Source organism: Microbacterium sp. XT11 (assembly GCF_001513675.1).
Taxonomy (GTDB): domain Bacteria; phylum Actinomycetota; class Actinomycetes; order Actinomycetales; family Microbacteriaceae; genus Microbacterium.
The window spans coordinates 2,884,073-2,909,119 of sequence record NZ_CP013859.1 but is presented as its reverse complement, the minus strand read 5'-3'; the positions used below and the strand labels follow the sequence as shown (position 1 = coordinate 2,909,119).

Genomic DNA, 25,047 nt, shown 5'->3' with positions numbered 1-25,047 from the left:
GCGACACGAGACATCCGGTTCGGGGCGGGCTTCGGCTCGCCCCGAATTCGTCTATCCACGCCCCGCGGCATCGGGGCCGTCATCGAGGAGAGAGACATGGTCAGCTTCGTCGACACCGTGACGCTGCACCTGCGCGCCGGTAAGGGCGGCAACGGCTGTGTCTCGGTGCATCGCGAGAAGTTCAAGCCGCTGGGTGGTCCCGACGGCGGCAACGGCGGAGACGGCGGCGACATCGTTCTCGTCGCCGACCCGCAGACGGGCACGCTGCTGTCGTACCACCACTCACCGCACCGCACCTCGCCGAACGGAGGCTTCGGCATGGGCGACCACCGCTCCGGGTACGCCGGTGAGGACGTCGAGCTCCCGGTTCCCGTCGGCACCGTGGTCAAGACCCCCGAGGGCGAGATCCTCGCAGACCTCGTCGTGCCGGGTGAGCGCTTCGTCGTGGCGAAGGGCGGGCAGGGCGGCCTGGGCAATGCGGCTCTCGCGACGCCGAAGCGCAAGGCCCCCGGCTTCGCACTGCTCGGCACGCCGGGCTTCGAGGGCGACGTGGTCCTCGAGCTCAAGACGGTCGCCGACGTCGCTCTCGTCGGCTATCCGTCCGCGGGGAAGTCCAGTCTGATCAGCGCGATCTCCGCGGCTCGACCGAAGATCGCCGACTACCCCTTCACCACCCTTCACCCCAACCTCGGCGTGGTGCAGGTGGGCGACTTCCGCTACACGGTGGCGGATGTCCCCGGTCTGATCGAGGGCGCCAGCGAGGGTAGAGGGCTCGGTCTGGAGTTCCTGCGTCACGTCGAGCGCTGCTCCGCCCTGCTCCACGTTCTCGACTGCGCCACTCTCGAACCAGGACGCGACCCGATCTCCGATCTCGACGTGATCCTCGCCGAACTCGGGGCCTATGAGGTGCCCGAGGGGCAGACTCCATTGCTCGAACGTCCGCAGCTCGTCGCGCTCAACAAGATCGACGTGCCGGAGGCGCGCGACCTCGCGGATCTGGTGCGGCCCGAACTCGAGGCTCGGGGTTACCGTGTCTTCGACATCTCCACGGTGTCGCACGAAGGTCTCCGTCCACTCACCTTCGCGCTCGGCGAGATCGTCGAGAAGCACCGCGCCGAGGTTGCCGCCGAGGTGCCGCGGGAACGCGTGGTCATCCGTCCCAAGGGCGCCGAGAAGGACTTCACGATCCGCGTCGAGGGCGGAACCTACGGCAACGTCTACCGCATCATCGGCGAGAAGCCGGTGCGCTGGGTGCAGCAGACCGACTTCCAGAACGAGGAGGCCGTCGGCTACCTCGCCGACAGGCTCGAGAAGCTCGGGGTCGAAGACGAGCTGTTCCGCCTCGGTGCCGTGCAGGGCTCGACCGTCGTGATCGGCGAGGGCGACAGCATCGTCTTCGACTGGGAGCCGACCATGAGCTCCGCCGCCGAGCTGATGACCGCACCGCGAGGCACCGATCCGCGTCTGGCCCCGCAGGGCCGGCGGACGACGTCCGAGCGCCGCGAGCAGTACTACGAGCGGATGGACGCCAAGGCCCAGGCGCGGGCCGAACTGGAGGCGGAGCGGCTCGCGACCTACCGCGAGGACGCGGAGTGACCGCGCGGACGCGGGCCGACCTCGCCACGGCTTCCCGCATCGTGGTGAAGGTGGGATCCTCGTCGATCAGCGGCGAGTCGTCATGGCGTATCCCGATGCTCGTGCACGCCCTGGCCGGCGCTCATGCGCGGGGCACCGAGGTTGTCCTGGTGTCGTCCGGGGCGATCGCCACCGGCATCCCCTTCCTCAAGCTCGACGCGCGGCCGACCGACCTGGCGACGCAGCAGGCGGCCGCGGCCGTCGGGCAGAACATCCTCGTGTTCCGCTATCAGGAGGCGCTGCGGCCGTTCGGCATCGTGGCAGGGCAGGTGCTGCTCACCACAGGCGACCTGGAGAACGCGACCTCGCGCTCGAACGCCCGACGCGCCATGGAGCGGCTCTTGGGCCTGCGAGTGCTGCCCATCGTGAACGAGAACGACACGGTGGCGACCCAGGAGATCCGCTTCGGCGACAACGACCGGCTGGGCGCCCTCGTCGCCCAGCTCATCGAGGCCGACGCCCTCGTGCTGCTCAGCGACATCGAGTCGCTGTACACCAAGCCGCCGACCGACCCGGGCGCGCAGCCGATCGACGTCGTCGCCCCGGATGCCGATCTCACGGGTCTCGAGTTCGGCTCGACGGTCGTGAACAGCGTAGGAACGGGCGGCGCGGCCACGAAGGTCTCCGCGGCCCGGCTCGCCGCGGCATCCGGCATCGGCGTCCTCGTGACCAGCGCCGACCTCGTCGATCAGGCGCTCTCCGGCGCCGAAATAGGGACCTGGTTCGAACCCGTCGTCTCCTAGACTGGGGCGATGACCGACCAGACCCCGCAGGTGCGCCTGGAGCGCGCCAAAGAGGCCTCACGCGCGACGGCCGCGCTGACCAGCGACGACAAGGCGACAGCGCTCGAAGCGATCGCCGCGGCTCTCGAAGCGAATGCCGCGCGCATCATCGCCGCCAATGAGAAGGACGTCGTGCGGGGCCGCGACGAGGGCATCGGCGACTCGCTGATCGACCGTCTGCGCCTCGACGACAAGCGCGTGGCCGCTCTGGCGTCGGCGGTGCGGGAGGTCGCGGCACTTCCCGACCCGGTCGGCCAGGTGGTCGGCGGTCACCGCATGCCGAACGGTGTCGCGCTCGAGCAGGTGCGCGTGCCGTTCGGAGTCGTAGGCGCCATCTACGAGGCACGGCCGAACGTGACGGTCGACATCGCCGCCTTGGCGCTGCGCTCGGGCAACGCCGTCGTGCTCCGCGGCGGGAGCGCGGCACTCGAGTCGAACACCGTGCTCGTCGCCGTCATGCGCGAGGCCCTCGAGAGCGTCGGAGTGACGCCCGAAGCGATCCAGACCGTCGATGACTTCGGCCGTGACGGCGCACGCGCGCTCATGCACGGACGCGGGTACGTCGACGTGCTGGTGCCGCGGGGGAGCGCAGGGTTGATCGAGACCGTGGTGACCGAATCGACCGTGCCGGTCATCGAGACCGGGGCGGGCAACGTCCACATCCTGCTCGATGAGAGCGCCCCCGACGACTGGGCGCGCGACATCGTCGTGAACGCGAAGATCCAGCGGCCGAGCGTGTGCAACGCCGTCGAGACGGTGCTCGTGCACCGCCAGGCTGCGCCGCGTCTCGTGCCCCTGGTCGCCAGCGCACTGCAGAGCGAGGGCGTCGCGATCCACGGGGACGACGTCGTCGCGGGGCTCGTCTCGAACGTGATCCCGGCGACGGAGGACGACTGGCGCACCGAGTACCTGAGCCTCGACATCGCCATGAAGGTGGTCGACTCGCTCGACGATGCGCTCGACCACATCCGCCGCTACAGCACGGGTCACACCGAGTCGATCGTCACGACCGACACCCGCAACGCCGAACGGTTCCTCGCCGAGGTCGACTCCGCCGTCGTCATGGCCAACGCGTCGACGCGGTTCACCGACGGAGGCGAGTTCGGCTTCGGTGCCGAGGTGGGCATCTCGACCCAGAAGCTGCACACTCGGGGCCCCATGGGGCTCTCGGAGCTGACCAGCACGAAATGGCTCGCGCGTGGAGCGGGGCAGACGCGCGGTTGAGGGCTAGACTGGAGGACGCTGTCCAGCCCGAAGGCCACGAAACGGAGTCAGGATGAACCTCATCGCACAGGTCGCGATGGCCGCTGCAGAGACCGAGCACCACGGCAACGTCGCGCTCGAGACGCTGATCTTCGGTGTGATCGCCGCGATCGTGTTCACCTTCCTGGCCCTGGTGACCTTCTCGTACAAGAACGTCGCGAACCGTCACTCGGCCAAGGCCGAGGCCTGGGCAGCCAAGCACGGCAACGAGGGCCACGAGGCAGGACACGGCCACTAGCCCGCATGAGCACAACGACCTCGCGCCCTCCGCGCATCGGCGTGATGGGCGGGACGTTCGATCCGATCCATCACGGTCACCTGGTAGCCGCCAGTGAGGTCGCGCACTCGTTCGGTCTCGATGAGGTCATCTTCGTGCCGACCGGGCACCCGTGGCAGAAGTCGGACGTCACGCCCAGCGAGCATCGCTATCTCATGACGGTGATCGCCACGGCATCCAACCCGCAGTTCACCGTGAGCCGGGTCGACATCGACCGCGGAGGACCGACCTACACGATCGACACGCTTCGGGACCTCAAGAAGGAGCGTCCGGACGCCGAGCTGTTCTTCATCACCGGAGCGGATGCCGTAGCGCAAATTCTCAGTTGGAGGGACCATGATGAGTTGTGGGAGCTGGCCCACTTCGTCGCGGTCTCGCGCCCAGGTCATGTCCTGAGCACCGACGGCCTCCCGAGCGGCGACGTCAGTCAGTTGGAGGTGCCGGCGCTGGCGATCTCATCGACCGCCTGCCGCGAACGCGTGCACGATGGCGAGCCGGTCTGGTATCTCGTTCCCGACGGAGTCGTTCAATACATCGCGAAGCATCATCTGTATCGGAGCAAGGCATGAGTACATCGGATCAGCAGGGTCGGGGTCCGCTCACGCGAAAGCAGCTGCGGGAGATCCGGCTGACGGGAGCGACTCCTGTCATCACCGCAGAGGAGGCAGCCGCCGCGGCCCCGCCTGCTCCGCCCGTGCCTCCGCTCCCGCGCCCCGCCCAGCCCGTCGAGGTCGCCCCTGTGCCTGCCCGCGACACGGACGTCGACGTGCGTGCCGTTCCGCTCACGCGGCGACAGGCGCGAGAGCAGGAGCGCATCAAGACCGCATCCGTTCCCGTGCTCGGGGGCGACGGTGCGCCGACCTCCGCGACGGACGCCGCCCCCTCGATCGAGGACGCCGATGCTCCGGTCGTCCCCGAGGCCCCGCAGGCCGCGCCCCACGGGGCGGACGGCGCATCCGAGAGCGCTGCCGACGCTGCGGAGCCGGAACTCGTCTCGGCCGTCCCGGAGTTCCCGACCGTGGCCGAGACCGCCGATGAGGATGCTGACGACGAGCCCGACGAGCCCGTCGACATCGTTCCGCTCAGCGCGTCTGCCGCAGCCGACACCGTCGGTGACGTTCCGCTCGCGCCCGACGCGAGCGAAGACGTGGCGGACGAGCAGGAGGGGGCGAATCCCGTGGCCGGCGCCCCTGGTGTCGAGAGCGCAGAGGCGACGGCGTCGGATGAGGAGCACGACGCGAGCGGCCCGGCCGAGGACGAGGTCGTCGAGACGGGCGAACGCCCGACGGTCAGCCCGACGTTCGGCAGCGGAGTGCTCTCTGACTCTGCAGTGCCGGCGTCGACGCCATCATCGTTTGACGACATCCTGGGCGCGGGTGACTCTGCGGGGTCCCACGTCGCGTCCAACACCCTCATCTTCAACCCGCCGCCCGGCGAAGGCTCGCTGTCGGGGCCGGTCGCGTCGACAGGGGAGATCCTCGTCACCGGCTCGTACGAGCTGCCGCAGGGGCTCGGCTCCCAGGGGCACGCCCACGGCACCGCCGACGGCAAGGAAGTGGACGCCGTGCTCATCGACGGCGAACTGCCGCCGGCGTCGTCACCCACGCCCATCGCCGCCAGTTCGGCGGTGAGCACCATCAAGCCCGCCGGCGAGGTCATCCGGCCTCCGGCTCCGGAGAAGGGCAACCGACTCATGCTCATCCTGGCGATCGTGGCGGGTGGTCTTGCGCTTGCGCTCGGCGTCGTCCTGGTCGTCGCCTTCACCACGAATGTGCTCTGATGCAATCACCTGAAAACGCTGCAGACATGCTGCAGATCGCCGTCGACGCCGCCGTGTCGAAGGGCGGCGAAGACCTCGTGGCGCTCAACGTCTCAGAGCCGCTGCCGCTGGTCGACATCTTCCTGCTCGTCACGGGGAACAGCGAGCGCAACGTCGCCGCGATCGCCGACGAGGTCGAGGACAAGCTCGTCGAGGCCGGGCACAAGCGGGTACGCCGCGAAGGCCGCGCAGAGGCGCGGTGGGTCCTGCTCGACTTCGGCGACCTCATCGTGCACGTGTTCCACCAGGAGGAGCGTGTGTACTACGGCCTGGAGCGGCTCTGGAAGGATTGCCCGGTCGTCCCGTTCGACCTTCCGGACCACGCGGTCGACCCGGCCTGACATGCGCACCCACCTCATCACGGGGGCCGGGTCGGGAATCGGCTCGGTCGTGGCGCGTCGGCTCATCGAGCGGGGTGACCGCGTGGTGCTGCTGGCACGGGACGCCGGTCGTGCGCGTGCGATCGCGACGGAGCTCCCGGGCGCGGAAACGCTCGTCGGGGACCTGGCGCAGCCCGGCAGGCTGTCGTGGGCGCTGTCGACGCAGCAACTGCCGGACCGCATCGATTCGCTCGTGCACGTCGCCGGCGTGGTCGACCTCGGATCCGTCGCTGAACTCCCGGCTTCGCTGTGGGAGCGGCAGATCGCGGTCAACCTCCTTGGCCCCGCGGAGCTCACGCGACTGATGCTCCCTCTGTTGCGGGTATCACGCGGCCGGGTCGTCTTCGTCAACTCCGGAGCCGGGCTGCATGCGAATGCAGGTTGGTCGGCGTACGCCGCATCGAAGCACGGGCTGCGGGCACTGGCCGACGCGCTGCGTGCCGAAGAGGCGGAGCACGGTGTGCGGGTCACGTCGATTTACCCCGGGCGCACCGCCACGCCGATGCAGGAGCGGGTGCACCAGCAGGAGGGGCGTGAGTACGACGCGTCGCGCTACATCGCACCCGAGTCGGTGGCGACGACGATCCTGACGGCTCTCGACCTGCCCGACGACGCGACCCTGACGGATCTCAGCATCCGTCCCGCGCACTGAGCGCGACCACAGAGCGAATCCGCCCGGAGGGCGGGCAGGATGTCAAGGGTCTTTTCGGGATGACCGCCGACCCGCAGACTCTCTTCCAGGGAGATTCTTGGAGGGCTGTCAGATGTCTGTTGATCCTGATCCGCGTTACGTTCTGCGTCGCATCACCCCGTCGGAGTGGGTGATCAACGACCTGCGTTTCCCGCAGGATGATACGCGGCATGTGGTGGCCTGCGTCTACGAGCTCGCACCGACGGAGGTCGAGGTCGTGTGGCTGCGGGATCTGCCACTCGCGATCCGCTATGGGTCGCCGTTCGAAGTGCTGGAGCAGGTGGAACGGATTCAGGGGACGAGTCGCGCGACGCGTCCCATCTCGATCCCGCCCCTCCCGCCACTGGTCGCCGACTGAGTCTGCGACCGACACCGGAGGGGCAGGATGCCGTCGCGTGATCGCGGCGGCATCCTTCGTTTCCTCCTCGGGGTGGCGTCGATCGCTCCGCGACGGTGCGGGCGCGATCATCGTTCACCGGCCGTCGTCGTCATCCCCGCCCTCTGCCGCGAGACGGTCGGCCTCCGCGCTGTCGACGGCATCCGGATCCGCATCCGGATCGAGCGTCTCCTCGCCGTCGACCTCCCGCGTCGCGACGTCGTCATCCGTGCTGTCGTCATCGTCGGGAAACGGCAGGACTGGGGGAGTGGGGTTGGTCATGGTGCACTCCTTTCATGAGGTGGCCGACACGCTAGGTGGGCGACCGGTGCGAGCGCGAGAGGGTTGACCGCGTGATCTGGTCTGGCTAGCAGCGACGTCGACCGACTCGGCGCGCATCGGGTGCGACGCGCCCGGGCTCCCGTGCCCGATTGGTGCTCGCCACGCCTCCTGTAGTACGCTTTTCGAGTTGCCCCGCTGAGGCGGGGAAGCATCTGGGCCTGTGGCGCAGCTGGTAGCGCACCTGCATGGCATGCAGGGGGTCAGGGGTTCGAGTCCCCTCAGGTCCACCATGATGCTCTTACTCGAACCCTCGACAAGAGCAATGAACTGATCGGACAGTACGTCCAGGGAGAGCCCGCCGGTTTCGGCGGGCTTTTTCGTTTGCCCCGCGATGTCGGGGATGGCGTCGTGCTGTGCGTGTCGTGCCTCGTGGACGAATGCTCGGGTATCTGGGCTGTAGATGACGTCGAATGGTGCCCGGGAGGTTCCCTCGACGTGGTGCTGGCCGTTGTCGTCGGTAGTGACGAGGAGTTTGTCGAAGAGGAGCTGGTTGAACATGCGGCGGATGTGCTCGGGGGCCTGCCGGTAGGTGTTTCCAGCGTGCTGGGCAATGTCGAGCGCGATCGATGAACCGTCCCCGGTTTGATGCCGCTTCCTTTCGAGTCTGGAAGGAAGATGATGATCATGCCGAAGAGGATTCCGGCGGAGACGAAGCAGCGCGCTATCCGGCTCGTGCTCGATCACCTCGATGAGTACCCGAACTTCACGACCGCGTGCGAGACGGTGTCGAAGCGGCTTGGGTTCGGCGCTGAGAGCTTGCGCCGGTGGGTGCGGCAGGCGCAGGTCGACGCCGGCGACCGGCAGGGGGTCAGCACGACCGAGTCGGAGCGGATCCGCAAGTTCGAGCGCGAGAACCGCGAGCTGCGTGAGGCCAACGCGATCCTGCGGGACGCGGCGGTCTTCTTCGCCGGGGAGCTCGGCCCCCGAAAGCGCTGATCGTCTCGTTCATCGACGAGCGGCGCGCCCAGGGCCGCGCGGTCGAGTCGATCTGCGATGTCCTGCGGGAGCAGGGCGTCAAGGTCGCCGCGCGAACCTATCGGTCCTGGAAGACCGCCCAGCCCAGCAACCGCGATCTGGAGGACGCGGCGGTGATCGACGCGATCCTCGCCGCTCGCGTCGATGAGAACGGGAAGGCGACGCCGGAGTCGATGTATGGCCGGCGGAAGATGACCGCGCTCCTGCGGCGACGCGGTCTGGCCGTGTCGAAGCGGCGCGTGGACCGGCTGATGCATCGGTGGGCTGGTGGAGCGCTCGATTACCGCCGACCGACTCACCGCCCACCTCGAGGACCTCGTCGTCGCCCGGGGCGCCCCCGGCGGTGCTCAGGTCGGACAACGGGCCGGAGTTCATCAGCGAAGCGATGGCCGACTGGGCAGGCACCCGCACCGGCCTGTCCTACATCCCACCGGGCTCGCCGTGGCGGAACGGGTACGTCGAGTCGTTCAACAGCCGGCTCCGTGACGAGTGCCTCAACATCAACAGCTTCTACTCGCTGCTGCACGCGCAGGTCGTGGTCGGCGACTGGAAGGACGAGTACAACCATCACCGCCGGCACTCCTCGCTCGGCTACTTACCCCCAGTCGAGTACGCTCGGCAGTGCAACCATCAAATGGAAACCGACGACTCACAGAGCGTCCGGACCGAATGAAGGGGGCGGCCCAACTGCTGTTCACCATCCGCATAGGGTTCATCGGGGACCAGCCCGCCAGTATCTGGAAGTTCGAGGGAACAAGCCCGTTCGCCCGCCCACACGCCGCCAACGACTACAACCGCGTCCAGCTCGACGCCCGAGGCACCACGACCCTCACCCTGCGTGACGTCCACGGTGGCCTCTTCAACGGCTTCGCCTGGAGCTGTGACGCCTGACCGAGGCCACAGGGTCTTCTCGAAAAGGCCAGGTCATGAGATAATCACAGGTAGATCGCAGTGCCCGGTCGACGCGACACATGCTCCCGGCTGCATCGCCCCTCAGCCTCATGCCGCGCATGGCACCCGACCGATGTCAGTGCCTGGCGCTACGGTGAGGGTAGCCCGTAACCATAACTTAAGACGCGCCCAGGCGCAGGAGACGAACACATGGCACCGACCACCAAAGAAGGACAGCGCGCCGAACTGCACAAGACCATCTGGCGCATCGCGAACGACCTCCGCGGCTCTGTCGACGGCTGGGACTTCAAGTCGTACGTGCTCGGCATGCTGTTCTACCGGTTCATCTCCGAGAACCTCACCGCCTACATCAACAAGAGCGAACGCGAAGCAGGCGACCCGGGCTTCGACTATGCCCAACTCGGCGACGCCCAGGCAGAGTTCGGACGCAAGGAGACGGTCGAGGAGAAGGGTTTCTATATCCTCCCGTCCGAGCTGTTCCAGAACGTCCGAAGGCGTGCTGCCAACGACGCCAACCTCAACGAAACTCTCGCACGGGTCTTCAAGAACATCGAAGGCTCCGCCGTCGGCACCGACGCCGAAGACGACCTCAAAGGCCTGTTCGATGACCTCGATGTCAACAGCTCGAAGCTCGGCGGCACTGTCGCCAAGCGCAACGAGAAGCTGGTGAAGCTGCTGGATGCGATTGGTGCCCTGCCGCTGGGGAACTTCGAGGACAACTCGATCGACCTGTTCGGTGACGCGTACGAGTACCTCATGCAGATGTATGCCTCCAGCGCCGGGAAGTCTGGTGGCGAGTACTACACGCCGCAGGAAGTCTCCGAGCTGCTCGCCCGTATCACCGTGGTCGGCAAGACGCAGGTCAACAAGGTCTACGACCCCGCTGTTGGTTCAGGGTCGCTGCTGCTGAAGTTCGCGAAAGTCCTCGGCAAAGACAACGTGCGACAGGGCTTCTACGGCCAGGAGATCAACCTGACCACCTACAACCTCGCCAGGATCAACATGTTCCTGCACGACGTGAACTACGAGAAGTTCAACATCGCCCACGGTGACACCCTCATCGACCCCGCCCACTGGGACGACGAACCGTTCGAGGCGATCGTCTCCAACCCGCCGTACTCGATCAAGTGGGACGGCGACGCGAACCCGCTGCTGATCAACGACCCGCGCTTCGCACCAGCTGGTGTGCTCGCACCGAAGTCGAAGGCCGACCTCGCGTTCACGATGCACATCCTGTCGTGGCTCGCCGTGAACGGCACCGCGGCGATCGTCGAGTTCCCGGGTGTGCTGTATCGCGGCGGCGCGGAACGCAAGATCCGCAAGTACCTCATCGACAACAACTATGTGGATGCCGTCATCCAGCTGCCGCCGGACTTGTTCTTCGGTACGACGATCGCGACCTGCATCATCGTGCTCAAGAAATCCAAGACCGACAACGCAGTGCTCTTCATCGACGCATCCGCCGAATTCAAACGCGTCGGCAACAAGAACAAGCTCACCGAAGCCAACCAGCAGCACATCCTCGACACCTTCACCACCCGCGAAAGCGTCGACCATGTCGCGACGCTCGTGTCGAACGAAGACATCGCCGCCAACGACTACAACATCGCCGTGTCCAGCTACGTCGAGCAAGAAGACACCCGCGAAGTCATCGACATCACCGAACTGAACGCCGAGATCGCCCGCATCGTCGCCCGCCAGCAAGAACTCCGCACCTCCATCGACGAAATCGTCGCCGACCTGGAGGGCACGAAGTGAGCCGGATCGACGACCTGATCGCGGAACTCTGCCCGGAAGGGGTTGAGTTCGTGGAACTCGGGAAGCTGCTCGCGTATGAGCAGCCGACTAAGTACCTCGTCGACTCAACCGCATACAGCGACTCCTACGCCACGCCAGTTCTCACGGCAGGCCAGACGTTCGTCCTTGGCCGAACCGACGAAACGAACGGCATTTATCCGGCATCGACCGCAACTCCGGTGATTATCTTCGACGATTTCACGACCGCATTCAAATGGGTCGATTTTCCCTTTAAGGCCAAGTCCTCGGCCATGAAGATGCTAACGCCAAAAGAGGCGGGTCGCGCCAGTTTGCGGTACATCTATTACGTAATGCAGACGATTCGCTACGAGCCGCAAGACCACGCGCGGCAATGGATCGGTATCTATTCCGGATTTCAGGTTCCGGTGCCGCCTCTCGAGGTGCAGCGGGAGATCGTGCGAGTATTGGACCAGTTCACTCAGCTGGAAGCGGAGCTGGAAGCGGAGCTGGAAGCGGAGCTGGAAGCCCGACGCCGCCAGTACGAACACTACCGAGCAGAGCTGCTCGCTGACGCAGCAGCGCTTGGTCAGCAAGTAGAGCTAGGCGAGCTTGGTCGAATCGTGACTGGACGAACACCGAAGTCCTCCGACTCTTCCGCGTGGGGTAACCATCTCGATTTCGTCACGCCGTCTGACATCAAGAACGGTATGAAACGGGTTCAAAGCCCCGCCCGTCGACTCTCCAATGCGGGGGCAGAAGCACTTTCGAAAGCTATCGTCCCTGAAAATTCGTTGCTAGTGACCTGTATTGGTGCCGATATGGGTAAGACAGTGCTTAATGCGAATGCGTGCGTAACAAACCAACAGATCAACTCCCTTACTCTCAATCCCGGAGTCGATGCGGATTTTGTGTTCCACGTTCTTACCTCAATGCGCAGCAAGATTCGGGCGCAGGGAGAGCGGGCTGGCGGAACAATGCCGATCATTAACAAGAGCGACTTCTCAAAGATACAAATTACACTTCCATCCATTGAAGAGCAGCAGCGGATTGCCAGAATCCTTAACAAGTTCGATGCTCTTGTGAACGATCTGAGCTTTGGTCTCCCGGCCGAGCTTGCCGCGCGACGTAAGCAGTACGAGTACTACCGCGACACGCTGCTCACCTTCGAGGAGGCTGCCGCATGAGTGATGTGACTCCTCGTAAGTATGATCCGATCGCCGTGTCGTCTGAGAGCACGGTTGTTGCCGAGTACATCCCTGACGCGGTGGGTGCTGGTTCGTATCAGTCGGAGGCGGAGCTTGAGCGTGAGCTGATCCGGCTGCTTGAGTCGCAGGCGTACGAGTATCTGCCGATCACGTCGGAAACGCAGCTGGTGGCGAACCTGCGTGCTCAGCTTGAGGCGTTGAACTCGGTGACGTTCTCCGACGCTGAGTGGGAGCAGTTCTTTTCGGAGCGGATCGCTAGCAGCAACGACACCATCGTCGAGAAGACAGTACGGATCCAGGAGGATCACGTTCAGCTGTTGAAGCGTGACGACGGTTCGGTGAAGAACATCCTGCTGATCGATAAGCAGAACATTCACAACAATCGTCTGCAGGTGATCAACCAGTATGAGATCGGCCAGAGCGAAGGTGGCTCTGCTCGTTCGAACCGGTACGACGTGACGGTGCTGGTGAACGGCCTGCCGATTGTACACATCGAGCTGAAGCGTCGCGGCGTGGATATCCGTGAGGCGTTCAACCAGATCGACCGGTACCAGCGCGACAGCTTCTGGGCAGGCTCCGGGCTCTTCGAGTATGTGCAGTTGTTCGTGATCAGCAACGGCACGCTGACGAAGTACTATTCCAACACCACACGTCGCCAGCACTTGAGTGAGGCAGCCGGTTCGAAGCGGGTGCGGAAGACGTCGAATAGTTTCGAGTTCACGTCGTGGTGGGCGGATGCGCAGAACAAGCCGATCCAGGATCTGTCTGCGTTTGCGAAGACGTTCTTCGCCAAGCACGCGCTGCTGAACATCCTGACGAAGTACTGCGTGCTGACGGCTGATCGGATGCTGTTGGTGATGCGCCCGTACCAGATCGTGGCGACGGAGCGAATTCTGCAGAAGATCGACATCTCCACGAACTACAAGACCCTCGGCACCGTCGCCGCGGGCGGCTACGTGTGGCACACCACCGGCTCCGGTAAGACCCTGACATCGTTCAAGGCTGCGCAGCTCGCGTCGAAGCTGCCGAGCGTCGACAAGGTGCTGTTCGTCGTGGACCGCAAGGACCTCGACTATCAGACGATGCGCGAGTACGACCGTTTCGAGAAGGGGGCGGCGAACTCGAACGCCTCGACCGCGGTGCTGAAGAAACAACTTGAGGATCCGGGTGCGCGGATCATCATCACGACGATCCAGAAGCTCTCGACGTTCATCGCCGCGAACAAGGGGCATGCGATCTACGACGGGCACGTGGTGATCATCTTCGACGAGTGCCACCGGTCGCAGTTCGGTGACATGCATACTGCGATCACCAAGGCCTTCAAGCGGTACAACCTGTTCGGTTTCACAGGCACGCCTATCTTCGCGGCGAACTCTGGCAGTGGCGGGAACCCGCAGCTGAAGACCACCGAGCAGGCGTTCGGCGAGAAGCTGCACACCTACACGATCGTCGATGCGATCACTGACAAGAACGTGCTGCCCTTCCGGATCGACTACGTCAACACCATCAAGGTTGGCAATGTCGTCGACAAGCAGGTCTCGGCGATTGACACCGAGAAGGCGCTGCTGGCACCGGAGCGAATCAGCGAGATCGTGAAGTACACGCTGGAGCACTTCGATCAGAAGACCAAGCGTGCTGAGCACGACACGCTCGGGGAGCGCCGCGTGCGTGGCTTCAACGCGCTGTTCGCAACCGCGTCCATCGACGCCGCCCGAACGTACTACAACCACTTCCAACTACAGCAGGAAAGCCTGCCATCAGACAAGCGACTGAAGATCGGCCTGATCTACTCCTATGGTGCGAACGACGCCGTCGAAGATGGCGCGCTTGACGAAGAGGGCTTCGACACCGGTGCGCTGAGTATGGACGCGCGGTCGTTCCTGGAAGATGCGATCCAGGACTACAACGACATGTTTGGCACGTCGTTTGATACCTCCGCCGACCGGTTCCAGAACTACTACAAGGACCTCTCGCTCAGACTCAAGACCCGCGAGATCGACCTCGTCATCGTTGTGAACATGTTCCTCACCGGCTTCGACGCCACCACCCTGAACACCCTGTTCGTCGACAAGAACTTGCGCGCGCACGGGCTGATCCAGGCGTACTCACGCACGAACCGGATCTTGAACTCCGTCAAGACCTACGGCAACATCGTCAGCTTCCGCGACCTTGAAGAAGAGACGAACGACGCGATCGCGCTGTTCGGCAACAAGGACGCCCGCGGTGTCGTTCTCCTGAAGCCGTATGGCGAGTACTACAACGACTACGCCGAGAAGGTCACCGAACTACTCAGTACCTTCCCGCTCGGGCAGCCGATCATCGGCGAAGCCGCTCAGAAGGAGTTCATTGCGCTGTTCGGAGCGATCCTGCGCCTCCAGAACATCCTGACCTCGTTCGACGAGTTCACCGGCAGCGCCATCCTCACCGACCGGCAGGGTCAGGATTACCGCAGTGTCTACCTCGACCTGTACGCGGAGTTCCGCAAGGACAAGGACGCCGACAAGGAACAGATCAACGACGACGTCGTCTTCGAGATCGAGCTGATCAAGCAGGTCGAGATCAACGTCGACTACATCCTCATGCTCGTACAGAAGTACCGCGACGAACGCGGCGACGGCGACGATAAGGAGATCCGCGCTGAGATCTCCCGCGCCGTTGACGCCAGCCCGACCCTCCGCAACAAAAAAGACCTCATCGAGGACTTCGTTGACTCACTCTCCGTGGACGGTGAAATCGACCAGGAATGGCGCGCGTTCATCGCAGCCAAGCGCGGGGCCGAACTCGAGACGATCATCACCGACGAGAACCTTCGCCCCGACGAGACCCGCGTCTTCGTCGAGACCGCGTTCCGCGACGGACAGATCCGCACCAGCGGCACCGCAATCACAAAGGTGCTGCCACCAGTGTCGCGGTTCTCCGCTGACGGCGGCCACGGCGAGAAGAAGCAACGCGTGATCCAGAAGCTCGGCGCGTTCTTCGAAAGGTTCTTTGGGCTAAGCGCGGGGGGAGAGTCGGCTGATGGCCTCTCGTGATTCTTCAACGGCCGAGACACCCGGCGGGATGGCCCTGTCGCCGCTTCTAGCGCTGACTCCGAAGTACGAGGGAAACAGCCACAAGGTCTACGTGGACGCGATTGACGGTGGGCTCAATGGCCCAGGGTCTGGCGACATAAAGAACATCGCGCTCACCGGTGGCTACGGAGTCGGAAAAAGCAGCGTGCTCCAGAAGGTCGCCGAGAACCACAAGGACAAGGTCGTTCAGGTGTCGCTCTCCACCCTCGGGTTCGAGGGAGCCCCAGGCGAACCCGGCGGCGATTCCAAGACCAACCAGATTCAGAAGGAGATCGTCAAGCAACTCCTCTACCAGGAGGAGCCGGTCAAGATGCCTGGCTCTCGGTTCCGACGCATCGGCCGCTTCAAGAAGTTGCGCGCCATCAGCGCCTCTGCACTATTGGCGGTCGTCCTCGTTCTGTCACGGGCGGAATCGCTCATGTTGCGTCGCAGCCCCGCCGATCTGCGAATCGTCGGCGTGGGGTCGAGGCGGTGGCGTGAGGACGAGTGCGGCCAGGAGAGCGCCGAGGAGAGCGATCGCGGCACCGATGACCGAAGAGGCGTGAAATCCGGCGATGAACGCTTCGTCGGATGCCGCGGCAATCGCTGAGGCCTCGGGCAGCTGCCGGTCGACGCTTTCGAGAATGGCTTGGGTGGCCTGAATGGATGAGGCGGCCACATCGCGCAGCGCCGCAGGCACAGCGTCGAGGTGTCCGGCGATCTGTGCGCGGTAGACGCCGGTGAGCACGGCACCGAGTGCAGCGGTGCCGAGCGCTCCACCGACCTGCCGGAACGCGGTGCTGGTCGCGGATGCCGATCCGGCGCGTTCCTTCGGCACTGATGCCATGATCGCGGCGGAGGCCGAGGGCATGATGAACGCGATTCCGGTGCCGATGAGGAACAACGCGATGCCTGGTATCCACAGCGGAGTGTCGATGCCGAATGAGGCGAACAACAGCAGCGCGGTGGTCAGCAGCAGCATCCCGAGGCCTCCGGTGACGCGCGCGCCGAATCGCCTCGCCACCGCGGGAGTCCACGCCGAGAGCGTGAGCTGTGCCAGAGCCAGCGGCAGCAGGAGCAACCCGGTGTTCAACACACTCAGGCGGCGAAGGCTGAGCAGATAGAACGCGATGGTGAAGGTGACGCCGAGCATCGCGAAGAACGCCAGCGTCATCACCGCGATCGATCCGGTGAACGTACGGGACCGGAACCAGTCCAGTGGCAAGAGGGGTGCGGCCGCGCGACACTCCCAGGCCACGAACACGACGAGAATGAGCACCCCACCCAGCGCGACCAGCCAGACGCGCGGGTTCGCCCAGTCGCCGGTGTCCCCACCCTCGATGATGCCGTTCACCAGCAGCGCCAACCCGAGCAGCGACAGCAGCACGCCCGGAACGTCGAAGCGGCCAGGTCTCGGGTTGCGGGACTCGGGAACGATCACCGCCATGGCCGCGACGGCGACGGCGACCACGGGCACGTTGACGAGGAAGATCGAGCCCCACCACAGATGGTCCAGCAGCAGCCCGCCGACGATCGGCCCGACCGCGACGGCAACACCGACACCGCCGGACCAGATGCCGATGGCTCGCGGACGGTCCTCCTTGCTGAAGACCTGCGTGATGATGGCCAACGTAGTCGGGGTCACCAACGCCGCCGCGAGGCCCAGCACCGCGCGGCCCGCGATCAGCATCGGCCCGCTGGCGGAGAACGCGCACCAGAGTGAGGCGATGCCGAACAGCGCCAACCCGCCCAGCAGGACCCGCTTGCGCCCCAGCCGATCCGCCAACGCCCCCGTCGTGAGCAGCATCCCCGCCATCACCAGCGTGTAGGCATTGATCGCCCACAGCAACTCGCCCTGCGTGAGTCCGAGGCCATCCGGTGCGGGCTGTGAGAGCCGCTGCACGGCCACGCCCAGAATCGTGGTGTCGAGTTGCACCACGAGCAGACTCAGCACCAGCACCCCCAGCACCCACCAGCGTCGCGACGAGTTCTCGATATCACTCTTGCCCTGCATCACAGCCCCTAACGCGTCAGTTGACGCATTAAGAGTAGATGCTCGAAAGTGCTGATGCAACAGTTGGCGTGTTAAGGTGGCGATATGTACACGGATGCCGTGACGGAGCGCATAGGCGGCCGAAGCGCGCGTGTGCGCACGGCAGCTCTCGGCGCACTCTCCGAGCTGCTCGAAGAGCAGTCAGCCGAGTCGATCACGACATCCGAGGTCGCCCGCCGCTCCGGGGTGAACCGCTCCACACTCCATCGTCGATGGGGCGGGATGCCGGGCCTGCTGGCCGACCTCGCGATCGAAGAACTCAACGCCGCCAGTCCGATCCCCGACGAGGCCGATGACCTGCGCACGGAACTCTGCCGCTGGGCGGAGCAGGTCATCGACGTGCTCAACGCGCACCAACCCGGCCACTCACCATTCGTGGCAGCACTGCTGCGTGCCGTCCAGGACGGCCGCGCGCCGGGCGACCTCCTGCAAGGCCGCCTCGCCACGCTCGACGAGATGCTGTCGCGCGCCCGACGGCGCGGTGAACCCACTGTGCTGTCGGCACTCGATCTCGTGGAGATCGTCCTGCTGCCCATCTATGCGGCCAGGCTGCTGTCCTCCACCCCGCTTGAGCACGCGCTGGCTCACCGACTCGTCGACCGGTTCCTGGCGTTGAGTGCGCCGACGTCGCGGCGATGAGTTCCGGGCAGGTCTAGTCTTCCCGCAGCCAGCGCGAGAACAGCCTCGTCATCATCGGCATGATGACGAACGTGAGGAGGCAGACCAGGATCAGAGACAGCATGAGCGTCGTGACGTAGACGGGCACGCGCTCGATGAGCGGTTGGCCTATCCACAGCAGGAGCGTGATCAGCGGGTACGCCGAGATCCAGGTGATCACGGCCATCTTGTACCTCGGCGGCGGTGATTGCCCGGGCTCGGGTGAGATCCGCTTCCGGCCCTCCGCGCAGACTTTCACTCGTGAACCTCGTGATTGACCCACGCCACTTTGTACGGGTGATCGGCTTGCCACCTGTGGATCACCTCGATCGCGCCCGGCGCAGCGAACAGGGTTGCGAGGTCATCGCTCGTCTCCACCGTGAAGCTCATGACTGCGGTGGCGATGAACGCAGGGATCGCATCCTCACCGGGAACGGGTACGTGATGAGCGGACGTGAACCGCCGAACCACGCCCGTGTCCCGCATCGTCGCTTCGATGTCTGTGAGGAACTGGTCGAGGTCGCTGTCGGAGATCGGATCTGCGAAGGAGACAAGCATCGTATGTGTGAACATGCTTCAACTACAGCGGCGACAGGTCGAACCCGTCCAATACCTGAGCGGATGATACTGATAACCTCGGGGAATGGATGACGTGGAGATCCGGGAGTTGCGGTACTTCGTCACGGTGGCAGAAGAGCTGCATTTCGGCCGCGCGGCTGAAAGGTTGCACATCGCTCAGCCGGCGCTGTCCAAGGCCGTTCAGCGCCTCGAGATGCGCCTCGGGATCCGACTGTTCGCGAGAACGAGCCGGACGGTGGCGCTCACCCCCGCAGGCGAGGCTCTGCTCCAGCACGGCAGGCACGCGATCAGCGCGATGCGCATGGCCGTGCAGGCCGCTCGTCAGGCAGGGGGCGCCGAACCTCTCCGGCTGGCGATGAAGCCGGGCGGGGACGCGGGGTTGCTCTCGGACTTGCTGGGTGAGTACGCGACCCATCCTGGCGCCACAGAGGTCGACATCCTGTTCCATTCGGGTGCCCAGCGGGCGGAGCTCGTGCGATCGGGGCAAGCCGACGCGGCGCTGCTGTACACGCCGTTCGAAGCTGCGGAGGGGCTGAGGACCGTGGTTCTGCACGTGGAAGACCGTGTCGCCGTGCTCCGCTCGGACCATCGTCTCGCCACACGCGCCAGTCTCACCACCAGCGACCTCGACGGTGAGGCGTCCCCGCGGTGGGAGGGGGCGGGCGACGGCGCCGAGGGACCCGCGATCGCGACCGTCGCCGAGCTGGTCCCCTTGGTCCGGCTCGGCCGGGTCGTCGCGGTGCTCCCGCGGTCACTCGTCGGGCTGCCACCGGAGGGGATCGCATGTGTGCCGGTCAGCGATGCCGGGCGCAGTTCGATCGTCATCGGGTGCAGGCGAAACGACACGAGGGAGTCCGTCGCAGCCCTCATGCGCGCAGCAGAGGCGATGTCCGCACCCGCGTCATCGCGTCGTGCACGGCGATCTGCTTAGCGGAGGCTGACGCCACGACGGTTCCTGCGGCCCCGCGCCTTCGCGGAGGCCACGGGGCGACGACCGAGGAACAACACGAACGGGAGATGCGTTGACGGTGGGGTGAGCATCCTCGACAGCGTGGTGATCGGCGCCGGACAGGCCGGTCTTTCGTCGTCGTACCACCTGCGCCGTCTCGGCATCGACCATGTCGTGCTCGACGCGGATGACGAACCGGGAGGGGCGTGGCGCCATCGCTGGGACGCCCTCACGATGCGCGACGTGCACGGCGTGGCCGAGCTTCCCGGCGACGCGGCTCCTCCGCGTGATGATCGACGCGCAAACGTCGCGGTGCCCGCCCTGTTCAGCGCGTACGAACGGGCACACCGGCTCCCCGTCATCCGCCCCGTCACGGTCGAACGCGTCGAGGATGATGAGGGCATCCTGGTCGTGAAGGCCGGCGCGCGGGAGTGGCGCACACGGACCCTCGTCAATGCCACCGGCACATGGACGCACCCCTTCCTGCCGCACTACCCGGGCATGGAGATATTCCTCGGAGAACAGCTGCACACCGTGGACTATCCGGGCCCCGCGCACTTCGTGGGCAAGCGCGTGCTGGTGGTCGGCGGGGGTGCGTCGGCCGTGCAGTTCCTCGGCGCTCTCGCGCCGATCACCGACACGATCTGGGTGACGCGGCGAGAGCCCGTGTGGCGCACAGACGAGTTCACGCCGGAGGCGGGTGCCGCGGCCGTCGCCCTGGTCGAGCAGCGAGTCGCGCGGGGCCTGCCTCCCGAGAGCGTGGTCAGCGTGACCGGCCTCATGCTGCGACCTCAGGAGCGGGAGGCGGAGCGGCTGGGCGCGTACGCGGCACGGCGGCCGATGTTCGAGAGGATCGAGCCCGACGGGGTGCGCTGGGCAGACGGCTCCTTCGAGCGCGTCGACGTCATCCTGTGGGCCACGGGATTCCGTCCGGCGATCAGTCACCTCGCTCCGCTGCATCTGCGCAGCGCTGCCGGCGGGATCCAGCTCGACCGCAACGGTCGAGGCACGACGGCTGTGGCGGACCCGCGGATCCAGCTGGTCGGCTACGGGCCCTCCGCCAGCACCATCGGCGCCAACCGTGCCGGTCGGTCTGCCGCGAAGGGCGTACAGCGGATGCTGGTTCCGCAGGTCGCGACGAAGAGCTGAGACCCGTGCCGATAACCTGGGGGCATGCTCCGCATCGCCGTCCTCATCGTCTGGCTGCTGCTGTCGGCGTGGCTCCTCATCTGGACGGGGGAGGGCCTGTTCGGAGTCGACCAGAGGCAGTCGATCCTTCCGTTCTCGGGCGGGGACGGCCTCGGGGCTCCGATCCTCATCGGCGTCGCATGGGGGATGATCCTCACCTTCGGCGGCACGATGACCGGGCTCGGCAGACGCAAGAGGATCCGCGGAGCTGCCGAAACCGGCGTCGGTCGGATCGTCGAGATCTCGCGCACCGGGCTCGCCGTCAACGATGTCCCGCAGTACGACATCTTCATCAGGGTGACGCCGCGCGACGGCGAGGACTTCGTCGCGCAGCTGCGGATGCTCGTCGACGCCTCGGATTTCGCATCCCTGCAACCCGGCCTTCCCGTCCCCGTCCGCTACAGCACGTCGGATCAGGACGTGGTCGAGCTGGCGGACCTCGCCGACCCCGTCGTGCGTGAAGCCATGCTGCAGTGGCGCATCGACCGTGGGCTCATCGACCCACGGCAGGTCCGTGCACGCACGACCGGTGTTCAGGTGCCGGCGTCCGTGCTCGAGGTGCGTCCCACCGGTCGGCGTCTCGAAGGCCAGAGCGAGCTCGCTCTGAAGGTGCTCATGGCACCGGAGGGCGCCGCCACGTGGGAGGCGGAGACGACCGTGTTCGCCTATCCGCAGGCCATCGGTCGATTCCAGGTCGGCGCGCCCATCTGGGCGTTCTACCGCCGCGAGGATCCTCAGACCGTCGCCGTCACGATCGAGAAGGAGGAGGGACGATGACCGTGCTCGACACGCTTATCTGGCTCGTCAACTTCCCCGCGTCGCACGGTTACGCCATGGTCTTCATCGCGGGATTCTCGATTCTCGGGCTGTTCGCCCTGTCCGCAGCGCGCTCGACGCCGGGGGCCGCGCTCCGTCGCATCAGGGAGCGGGAAGGACTCCTTCGCGAGGATGCACCCTCCCGAGGAGCCACCGCAGGCAGAGCGATGCGCATCGTCTTCCGCGTGCTGGCCTACCTCATGCTGGCCAACCTGGTGATCGGCATCCTGAGCCTGACGGGCGTTCCCGTCACCCGCGCGTACATCTACGAGCACGGACAGCCGACGACCGGGACGCTCGACGGCGACTGGGTGACCTTCACAACGTCGACCGGCGTCGAGTACACCCTCGAGAGCAACTTCTTCACCCCGTCGGTGTACCCCGACCGCGACGCGTACCTGCCATCCGATTCGCCGATCGTCGTCCGGTATCTTCCCGACCACCCGCAGGCGTTCGTCATCGACAGCACACAGGGCCGGCCCTGAGGTCGGCGACCGCGCGTAGGGTGGGCGTATGTCCCGTGTCATCGTCTTCGGCGCCCACGGTCGCGTCGCTCTCCAGCTGATCCCGCTCCTCGCCGCCCGGGGCGATTCCGTCACCGGCGTGATCCGGAACCCTGCGCATGCCGCCGATGTCGAAGCGGCCGGCGCGCACGCCGTGGTGGCCGATGTGGAGACGCTCGACGTGACCGGCATCACGGAGCAGATCCGCGGCCACGACGCCGTCGTCTGGTCTGCCGGAGCGGGAGGCGGAGATCCGAGGCGCACGTACGCCGTCGATCGCGATGCAGCGATCCGGTCGATGGACGCGGCCGTCGACGCAGGAGTTCGGCGCTACATCATGGTGTCGTGGCTCGGATCGACGCAAGACCACGGCGTTCCGCACGGCTCCTCCTTCTTCCCATACGCCGACGCCAAGTGGGCCGCCGACGAGCACCTCCGCGGCGTGCCCCTCGACGGCACGGTGCTCGGGCCAGGAACGCTGACCTCGGATGCACCCACCGGGCGCATCCAGCTCGACCCGCCGGGGCGCGGTGAGGTGTCGAGGGGCGACGTCGCCGCCGTGATCGCCGAGGCCCTGGTCGCACCGTCGACGATCGGACGCACGATCCGATTCGGCAACGGCACGCCGGGGGAGTCCGTGCCGATCGTTGAAGCGCTGAACGCCTGATGCTCCGTCGCCCGGCCGCTCTCGCGCTGGCATGGGCCTGCGCCATCACGGCGACGGTGCTCCTCGCCACTGTGCCGTCGGCCGCGGCGGGCGGCACGCTCGGCGCCCCGGGGGCGTCTGCCGCGAAGCACGGCACGGCGCGTCTCGGAGCCGACGCCGCTGACATCGGCCCCGAGGCGGCTGCGGCCAGGCTCGTCGCAGGCATGACCACGGCCGAGCAGGCCGCGAGCGTGGTGATGGGGCATATCCCGAGCACAGACCCGTCGACGCTCCGCGACTACATGGCACAGGGGTGGGGCGGCTTCATCCTCATGGGGGCGAACATCCCGCCGGCGGGCATCGACGTGCGAGCCGTGACCGACGCACTCGTGATCGATGCGTCGTTCCCCCCGCTCATCGCGATCGATGAGGAAGGGGGAGTCGTCGCACGGCTCGCCGCCGACACGTACGCCTCGCCGAAGGCCCTGGCGTCGCAGCCGCCGAGCGCGACCGTCGCGGCGTTCGCGGCGCGGGCGTCTCTCGTCGCGCAGAACGGGATCACCGTGAACTTCGGCACGGTGGCCGACGTCACCGCCGATCCGGGTTCCTTCATCGCCGGTCGAGCGCTGGGGACAGACCCCCAGGGCGCCGCCGATCGCGTGGCGGCTGCGACGCGCGCGCAGGAGCCTTTCGTCGCATCGACGCTCAAGCACTTCCCGGGGCACGGGGCGGCGCCCGGCGATTCGCATCACGCCATCCCCACGACGTCGGAGACCATCGATCAGTGGCGCACCGCCGACGCGGTGCCTTTCGTCGCGGGGATCCGCGAGCATGCGTCCCTCCTGATGTTCGGACATCTCGCGTACACCGCGGTCGACGCGGCGCCGGCATCGCTCTCGGCACGCTGGCATGAGATCGCGCGGGACGAGCTGGGCTTCGAGGGCGTCATGGTCACCGACGACCTCGGCATGCTGCAGTCCTCCGGCATCCCCGCCTACGCGGATCCCGTGGCCAACGCCGTCGCGGCCATCGCGGCGGGGAACGACCTCGTGCTCATGATCGCCGGGTCGACACCCGACACCGTCGGGAGCATCGCCGCGGGCATCACCGCTGCCGTCGAGCAGGGGACACTGCAGGCTGATCGACTCGCCGAGGCGGCGACCCGCGTTGCTGCTCTGCGCCTGCGCTCGTCGGCCGGCCTCGCCCACTGGTCGCTGTGCCCGTCGTGTGAGCCGGCGGACTGACGAACGGGCGCGCGCCGGTCGGCCCGTCGCAGAGCCGTCTGCGTGGAGTCGGCCCCTGTCGAGTCGGCCCGTGTCGAATCCGCCCCTGTCGAGTCGGCGGAGTCCGTTCAGCCGCCCAGCCAGACGTCGAGCAGCGCCGCACGAAGCGCAGCGCCTCGCTCCGCGAACGCCCTCTGCCGTTGCACATACTCGGCTTTTCCTTCGGGCGTCTCGATCGGCACGGGTGCGACATCCCATTCCGAAAGGTCGTACGGCGCTGCCTGCATGTCGAGCAGCCGGATGTCCCGCGCGAGCTCGAACGCGTCGAGAAGCAGTTCGCCCGGCACCAGGGGGCCGAGTTTCATCGCCCACTTGTACAGGTCCATACCGGCGTGCAGGCAGCCTGGCTGCTCGAACAGCGGCTGGCTCTCGCGCGTCAGCGCGGTGCGGTTCCTGGGAACGGCATCCGGGGTGAAGAAGCGGAACGCGTCGAAGTGCGTACACCGGAGATCATGGGTCTCGACCACCCGATCGGTGCCCTCCTGCCCGAGACGCAGAGGCACCGGGTGCCGATGCTCATCCTGGCGGTAGACCATGGCCCACTCGTGCAGGCCGAAGCACCCGAACTGGCCCGGGCGTGAGGCGGTACGGCGGAGCATGCGCTCGACGAGGGCCGCGAGCTCCGGTTTGTCGGCCGCGAACGCCTCCGCGTCAGGGGCGACCGCGGACCCGACAGGGGAGTACCAGCGCCACGCACGCCGCTCCTCGGCATCTGCGAGGGCGACTCCGGCACCGGGGTGCCAGCGCCGCAGCTGCGCCGGCTTGTACGAGTAGTACGTGAAGAGGAAATCCCACACGGGGTGCGCCTCACGCCGCGCGGCGCGTGCGCGATGCCCGGCGGTGAGGGCGTCGGCCCGTTCACGGTGAGCCTCGGCACGGGCCGACCATTCGGAGCGGGTGAGGATCAT

27 protein-coding genes, 1 tRNA gene and 2 pseudogenes are annotated in these 25,047 nt (G+C 66.3%); 25 read left to right on the top strand and 5 right to left on the bottom strand.

All coding sequences use genetic code 11. The features are described 5' to 3' along the window. The first annotated feature begins 96 nt into the window (after positions 1-96). The 9 genes from obgE to AB663_RS13790 all read left to right on the top strand — a co-directional run bounded on the left by obgE (position 97) and on the right by AB663_RS13790 (position 7,205). Positions 97-1,596, top strand: a complete 1,500-nt coding sequence (gene obgE, locus AB663_RS13830) for a GTPase ObgE (protein ID WP_067200355.1) — start codon at positions 97-99, stop codon at positions 1,594-1,596. After that, positions 1,593-2,378: a glutamate 5-kinase gene (proB, locus tag AB663_RS13825; RefSeq protein WP_067200352.1), complete on the top strand. Its 786-nt coding sequence runs from the start codon at positions 1,593-1,595 to the stop codon at positions 2,376-2,378. The genes obgE and proB overlap by 4 nt, the downstream gene beginning before the upstream one ends. A gap of 9 nt (positions 2,379-2,387) precedes the next feature. Then, the gene (locus AB663_RS13820; RefSeq protein ID WP_067200349.1) at positions 2,388-3,641 is read left to right on the top strand and encodes a glutamate-5-semialdehyde dehydrogenase; all 1,254 of its coding nucleotides are present in this window, start codon (positions 2,388-2,390) and stop codon (positions 3,639-3,641) included. A gap of 52 nt (positions 3,642-3,693) precedes the next feature. Beyond that, positions 3,694-3,918, top strand: coding sequence for a 4-hydroxybenzoate polyprenyltransferase (locus tag AB663_RS13815; protein ID WP_067200346.1), 225 nt, complete (start codon positions 3,694-3,696; stop codon positions 3,916-3,918). A 5-nt stretch (positions 3,919-3,923) separates the two neighbouring features. Next, entirely contained in the window at positions 3,924-4,526 is a 603-nt protein-coding gene (gene nadD / locus AB663_RS13810) for a nicotinate-nucleotide adenylyltransferase (RefSeq protein WP_067200343.1), read from the top strand. After that, positions 4,523-5,737, top strand: a complete 1,215-nt coding sequence (locus tag AB663_RS13805) for a hypothetical protein (protein ID WP_067200340.1) — start codon at positions 4,523-4,525, stop codon at positions 5,735-5,737. The genes nadD and AB663_RS13805 overlap by 4 nt, the downstream gene beginning before the upstream one ends. Before the next feature lie 26 nt (positions 5,738-5,763). Then, the gene (gene rsfS / locus AB663_RS13800; protein ID WP_442922630.1) at positions 5,764-6,117 is read left to right on the top strand and encodes a ribosome silencing factor; all 354 of its coding nucleotides are present in this window, start codon (positions 5,764-5,766) and stop codon (positions 6,115-6,117) included. Between the two features lies 1 nt (position 6,118). Continuing rightward, the gene (locus tag AB663_RS13795; RefSeq protein ID WP_067200334.1) at positions 6,119-6,808 is read left to right on the top strand and encodes an SDR family oxidoreductase; all 690 of its coding nucleotides are present in this window, start codon (positions 6,119-6,121) and stop codon (positions 6,806-6,808) included. A gap of 112 nt (positions 6,809-6,920) precedes the next feature. Beyond that, positions 6,921-7,205: a hypothetical protein gene (locus AB663_RS13790; RefSeq protein ID WP_067200331.1), complete on the top strand. Its 285-nt coding sequence runs from the start codon at positions 6,921-6,923 to the stop codon at positions 7,203-7,205. A 114-nt stretch (positions 7,206-7,319) separates the two neighbouring features. Here AB663_RS13790 and AB663_RS13785 read toward each other — a convergent pair whose 3' ends face one another. Then, complete coding sequence (locus AB663_RS13785; protein ID WP_067200328.1) at positions 7,320-7,505, bottom strand: hypothetical protein; 186 nt, start codon at positions 7,503-7,505, stop codon at positions 7,320-7,322. Positions 7,506-7,719: 214 nt separating this feature from the next. Between AB663_RS13785 and AB663_RS13780 the strand changes: the two genes are divergently transcribed. From AB663_RS13780 to AB663_RS17795, 9 genes and pseudogenes are all read left to right on the top strand, one after another. Next, positions 7,720-7,795 (top strand) — tRNA-Ala (locus tag AB663_RS13780). Between the two features lie 205 nt (positions 7,796-8,000). Continuing rightward, positions 8,001-8,135: a hypothetical protein gene (locus AB663_RS17650; protein WP_257720784.1), complete on the top strand. Its 135-nt coding sequence runs from the start codon at positions 8,001-8,003 to the stop codon at positions 8,133-8,135. Positions 8,136-8,189: 54 nt separating this feature from the next. Further along, entirely contained in the window at positions 8,190-8,501 is a 312-nt protein-coding gene (locus tag AB663_RS13770; RefSeq protein WP_067202767.1) for a transposase, read from the top strand. A gap of 291 nt (positions 8,502-8,792) precedes the next feature. After that, positions 8,793-9,213 (top strand): annotated as a pseudogene (locus tag AB663_RS13765) (integrase core domain-containing protein); the annotation flags it as partial. Beyond that, positions 9,210-9,431, top strand: coding sequence for a hypothetical protein (locus tag AB663_RS13760; RefSeq protein WP_067200322.1), 222 nt, complete (start codon positions 9,210-9,212; stop codon positions 9,429-9,431). The pseudogene AB663_RS13765 and the gene AB663_RS13760, both read left to right, overlap by 4 nt. A 210-nt stretch (positions 9,432-9,641) precedes the next feature. After that, entirely contained in the window at positions 9,642-11,210 is a 1,569-nt protein-coding gene (locus AB663_RS13755) for a type I restriction-modification system subunit M (RefSeq protein ID WP_067200319.1), read from the top strand. Then, a complete protein-coding gene (locus tag AB663_RS13750) occupies positions 11,207-12,394 on the top strand; it encodes a restriction endonuclease subunit S (RefSeq protein WP_067200316.1) in 1,188 nt (395 codons plus the stop codon). The genes AB663_RS13755 and AB663_RS13750 overlap by 4 nt, the downstream gene beginning before the upstream one ends. Further along, positions 12,391-15,447, top strand: a complete 3,057-nt coding sequence (locus AB663_RS13745) for a type I restriction endonuclease subunit R (protein WP_067200313.1) — start codon at positions 12,391-12,393, stop codon at positions 15,445-15,447. The genes AB663_RS13750 and AB663_RS13745 overlap by 4 nt, the downstream gene beginning before the upstream one ends. Next, positions 15,434-15,874 (top strand): annotated as a pseudogene (locus tag AB663_RS17795) (YobI family P-loop NTPase); the annotation flags it as partial. The gene AB663_RS13745 and the pseudogene AB663_RS17795, both read left to right, overlap by 14 nt. Positions 15,875-15,886: 12 nt before the next feature. Here AB663_RS17795 and AB663_RS13740 read toward each other — a convergent pair. Then, complete coding sequence (locus tag AB663_RS13740) at positions 15,887-17,479, bottom strand: MFS transporter (protein WP_067200310.1); 1,593 nt, start codon at positions 17,477-17,479, stop codon at positions 15,887-15,889. Between the two features lie 99 nt (positions 17,480-17,578). Here AB663_RS13740 and AB663_RS13735 point away from each other — a divergent pair, with 99 nt between their 5' ends. Beyond that, a complete protein-coding gene (locus AB663_RS13735; RefSeq protein ID WP_198147874.1) occupies positions 17,579-18,157 on the top strand; it encodes a TetR/AcrR family transcriptional regulator in 579 nt (192 codons plus the stop codon). Positions 18,158-18,170: 13 nt separating this feature from the next. On the opposite strand, the gene AB663_RS13730 is transcribed toward AB663_RS13735, so the two are convergent. Together AB663_RS13730 and AB663_RS13725 are read right to left on the bottom strand one after the other, a co-directional pair. Next, the gene (locus tag AB663_RS13730) at positions 18,171-18,356 is read right to left on the bottom strand and encodes a hypothetical protein (RefSeq protein ID WP_157541098.1); all 186 of its coding nucleotides are present in this window, start codon (positions 18,354-18,356) and stop codon (positions 18,171-18,173) included. A gap of 74 nt (positions 18,357-18,430) precedes the next feature. After that, positions 18,431-18,733: a hypothetical protein gene (locus AB663_RS13725; RefSeq protein WP_232304552.1), complete on the bottom strand. Its 303-nt coding sequence runs from the start codon at positions 18,731-18,733 to the stop codon at positions 18,431-18,433. An 85-nt stretch (positions 18,734-18,818) separates the two neighbouring features. Between AB663_RS13725 and AB663_RS13720 the strand changes: the two genes are divergently transcribed. The 6 genes from AB663_RS13720 to AB663_RS13695 all read left to right on the top strand — a co-directional run bounded on the left by AB663_RS13720 (position 18,819) and on the right by AB663_RS13695 (position 24,100). Next, the gene (locus AB663_RS13720; RefSeq protein WP_067200299.1) at positions 18,819-19,685 is read left to right on the top strand and encodes a LysR family transcriptional regulator; all 867 of its coding nucleotides are present in this window, start codon (positions 18,819-18,821) and stop codon (positions 19,683-19,685) included. 102 nt (positions 19,686-19,787) lie between these two features. Then, complete coding sequence (locus AB663_RS13715) at positions 19,788-20,852, top strand: NAD(P)-binding domain-containing protein (protein ID WP_067200296.1); 1,065 nt, start codon at positions 19,788-19,790, stop codon at positions 20,850-20,852. Positions 20,853-20,876: 24 nt separating this feature from the next. After that, the gene (locus AB663_RS13710) at positions 20,877-21,668 is read left to right on the top strand and encodes a hypothetical protein (protein WP_067200293.1); all 792 of its coding nucleotides are present in this window, start codon (positions 20,877-20,879) and stop codon (positions 21,666-21,668) included. Then, a complete protein-coding gene (locus AB663_RS13705) occupies positions 21,665-22,192 on the top strand; it encodes a hypothetical protein (protein WP_067200288.1) in 528 nt (175 codons plus the stop codon). The genes AB663_RS13710 and AB663_RS13705 overlap by 4 nt, the downstream gene beginning before the upstream one ends. 28 nt (positions 22,193-22,220) lie before the next feature. Further along, positions 22,221-22,877 (top strand): SDR family oxidoreductase, encoded by a 657-nt coding sequence (locus AB663_RS13700; protein WP_067200284.1) that lies wholly within the window; start codon positions 22,221-22,223, stop codon positions 22,875-22,877. Beyond that, on the top strand, positions 22,877-24,100 hold the full coding sequence (locus tag AB663_RS13695) for a glycoside hydrolase family 3 N-terminal domain-containing protein (protein ID WP_067200281.1): 1,224 nt from the start codon (positions 22,877-22,879) through the stop codon (positions 24,098-24,100). Before AB663_RS13700 ends, AB663_RS13695 begins: the two co-directional genes overlap by 1 nt. A gap of 107 nt (positions 24,101-24,207) precedes the next feature. Here the strand turns inward: AB663_RS13695 and AB663_RS13690 are convergent, their stop codons facing one another. Then, positions 24,208-25,047 (bottom strand): 3-methyladenine DNA glycosylase, encoded by an 840-nt coding sequence (locus tag AB663_RS13690; protein ID WP_067200277.1) that lies wholly within the window; start codon positions 25,045-25,047, stop codon positions 24,208-24,210.

What these genes read in the sequence shown, in the direction of transcription:
- obgE (WP_067200355.1), top strand. Translation starts at nt 97, where the DNA reads ATGGTCAGCTTCGTCGACACCGTGACGCTGCACCTGCGCGCCGGTAAG.
- AB663_RS13820 (WP_067200349.1), top strand. Translation starts at nt 2,388, where the DNA reads ATGACCGACCAGACCCCGCAGGTGCGCCTGGAGCGCGCCAAAGAGGCC.
- AB663_RS13815 (WP_067200346.1), top strand. Translation starts at nt 3,694, where the DNA reads ATGAACCTCATCGCACAGGTCGCGATGGCCGCTGCAGAGACCGAGCAC.
- nadD (WP_067200343.1), top strand. Translation starts at nt 3,924, where the DNA reads ATGAGCACAACGACCTCGCGCCCTCCGCGCATCGGCGTGATGGGCGGG.
- AB663_RS13805 (WP_067200340.1), top strand. Translation starts at nt 4,523, where the DNA reads ATGAGTACATCGGATCAGCAGGGTCGGGGTCCGCTCACGCGAAAGCAG.
- rsfS (WP_442922630.1), top strand. Translation starts at nt 5,764, where the DNA reads ATGCTGCAGATCGCCGTCGACGCCGCCGTGTCGAAGGGCGGCGAAGAC.
- AB663_RS13795 (WP_067200334.1), top strand. Translation starts at nt 6,119, where the DNA reads ATGCGCACCCACCTCATCACGGGGGCCGGGTCGGGAATCGGCTCGGTC.
- AB663_RS13790 (WP_067200331.1), top strand. Translation starts at nt 6,921, where the DNA reads ATGTCTGTTGATCCTGATCCGCGTTACGTTCTGCGTCGCATCACCCCG.
- AB663_RS13785 (WP_067200328.1), bottom strand. Translation starts at nt 7,505, where the DNA reads ATGACCAACCCCACTCCCCCAGTCCTGCCGTTTCCCGACGATGACGAC.
- AB663_RS13770 (WP_067202767.1), top strand. Translation starts at nt 8,190, where the DNA reads ATGCCGAAGAGGATTCCGGCGGAGACGAAGCAGCGCGCTATCCGGCTC.
- AB663_RS13760 (WP_067200322.1), top strand. Translation starts at nt 9,210, where the DNA reads ATGAAGGGGGCGGCCCAACTGCTGTTCACCATCCGCATAGGGTTCATC.
- AB663_RS13755 (WP_067200319.1), top strand. Translation starts at nt 9,642, where the DNA reads ATGGCACCGACCACCAAAGAAGGACAGCGCGCCGAACTGCACAAGACC.
- AB663_RS13745 (WP_067200313.1), top strand. Translation starts at nt 12,391, where the DNA reads ATGAGTGATGTGACTCCTCGTAAGTATGATCCGATCGCCGTGTCGTCT.
- AB663_RS13740 (WP_067200310.1), bottom strand. Translation starts at nt 17,479, where the DNA reads ATGCAGGGCAAGAGTGATATCGAGAACTCGTCGCGACGCTGGTGGGTG.
- AB663_RS13725 (WP_232304552.1), bottom strand. Translation starts at nt 18,733, where the DNA reads ATGCTTGTCTCCTTCGCAGATCCGATCTCCGACAGCGACCTCGACCAG.
- AB663_RS13720 (WP_067200299.1), top strand. Translation starts at nt 18,819, where the DNA reads ATGGATGACGTGGAGATCCGGGAGTTGCGGTACTTCGTCACGGTGGCA.
- AB663_RS13710 (WP_067200293.1), top strand. Translation starts at nt 20,877, where the DNA reads ATGCTCCGCATCGCCGTCCTCATCGTCTGGCTGCTGCTGTCGGCGTGG.
- AB663_RS13705 (WP_067200288.1), top strand. Translation starts at nt 21,665, where the DNA reads ATGACCGTGCTCGACACGCTTATCTGGCTCGTCAACTTCCCCGCGTCG.
- AB663_RS13700 (WP_067200284.1), top strand. Translation starts at nt 22,221, where the DNA reads ATGTCCCGTGTCATCGTCTTCGGCGCCCACGGTCGCGTCGCTCTCCAG.
- AB663_RS13695 (WP_067200281.1), top strand. Translation starts at nt 22,877, where the DNA reads ATGCTCCGTCGCCCGGCCGCTCTCGCGCTGGCATGGGCCTGCGCCATC.
- AB663_RS13690 (WP_067200277.1), bottom strand. Translation starts at nt 25,047, where the DNA reads ATGATCCTCACCCGCTCCGAATGGTCGGCCCGTGCCGAGGCTCACCGT.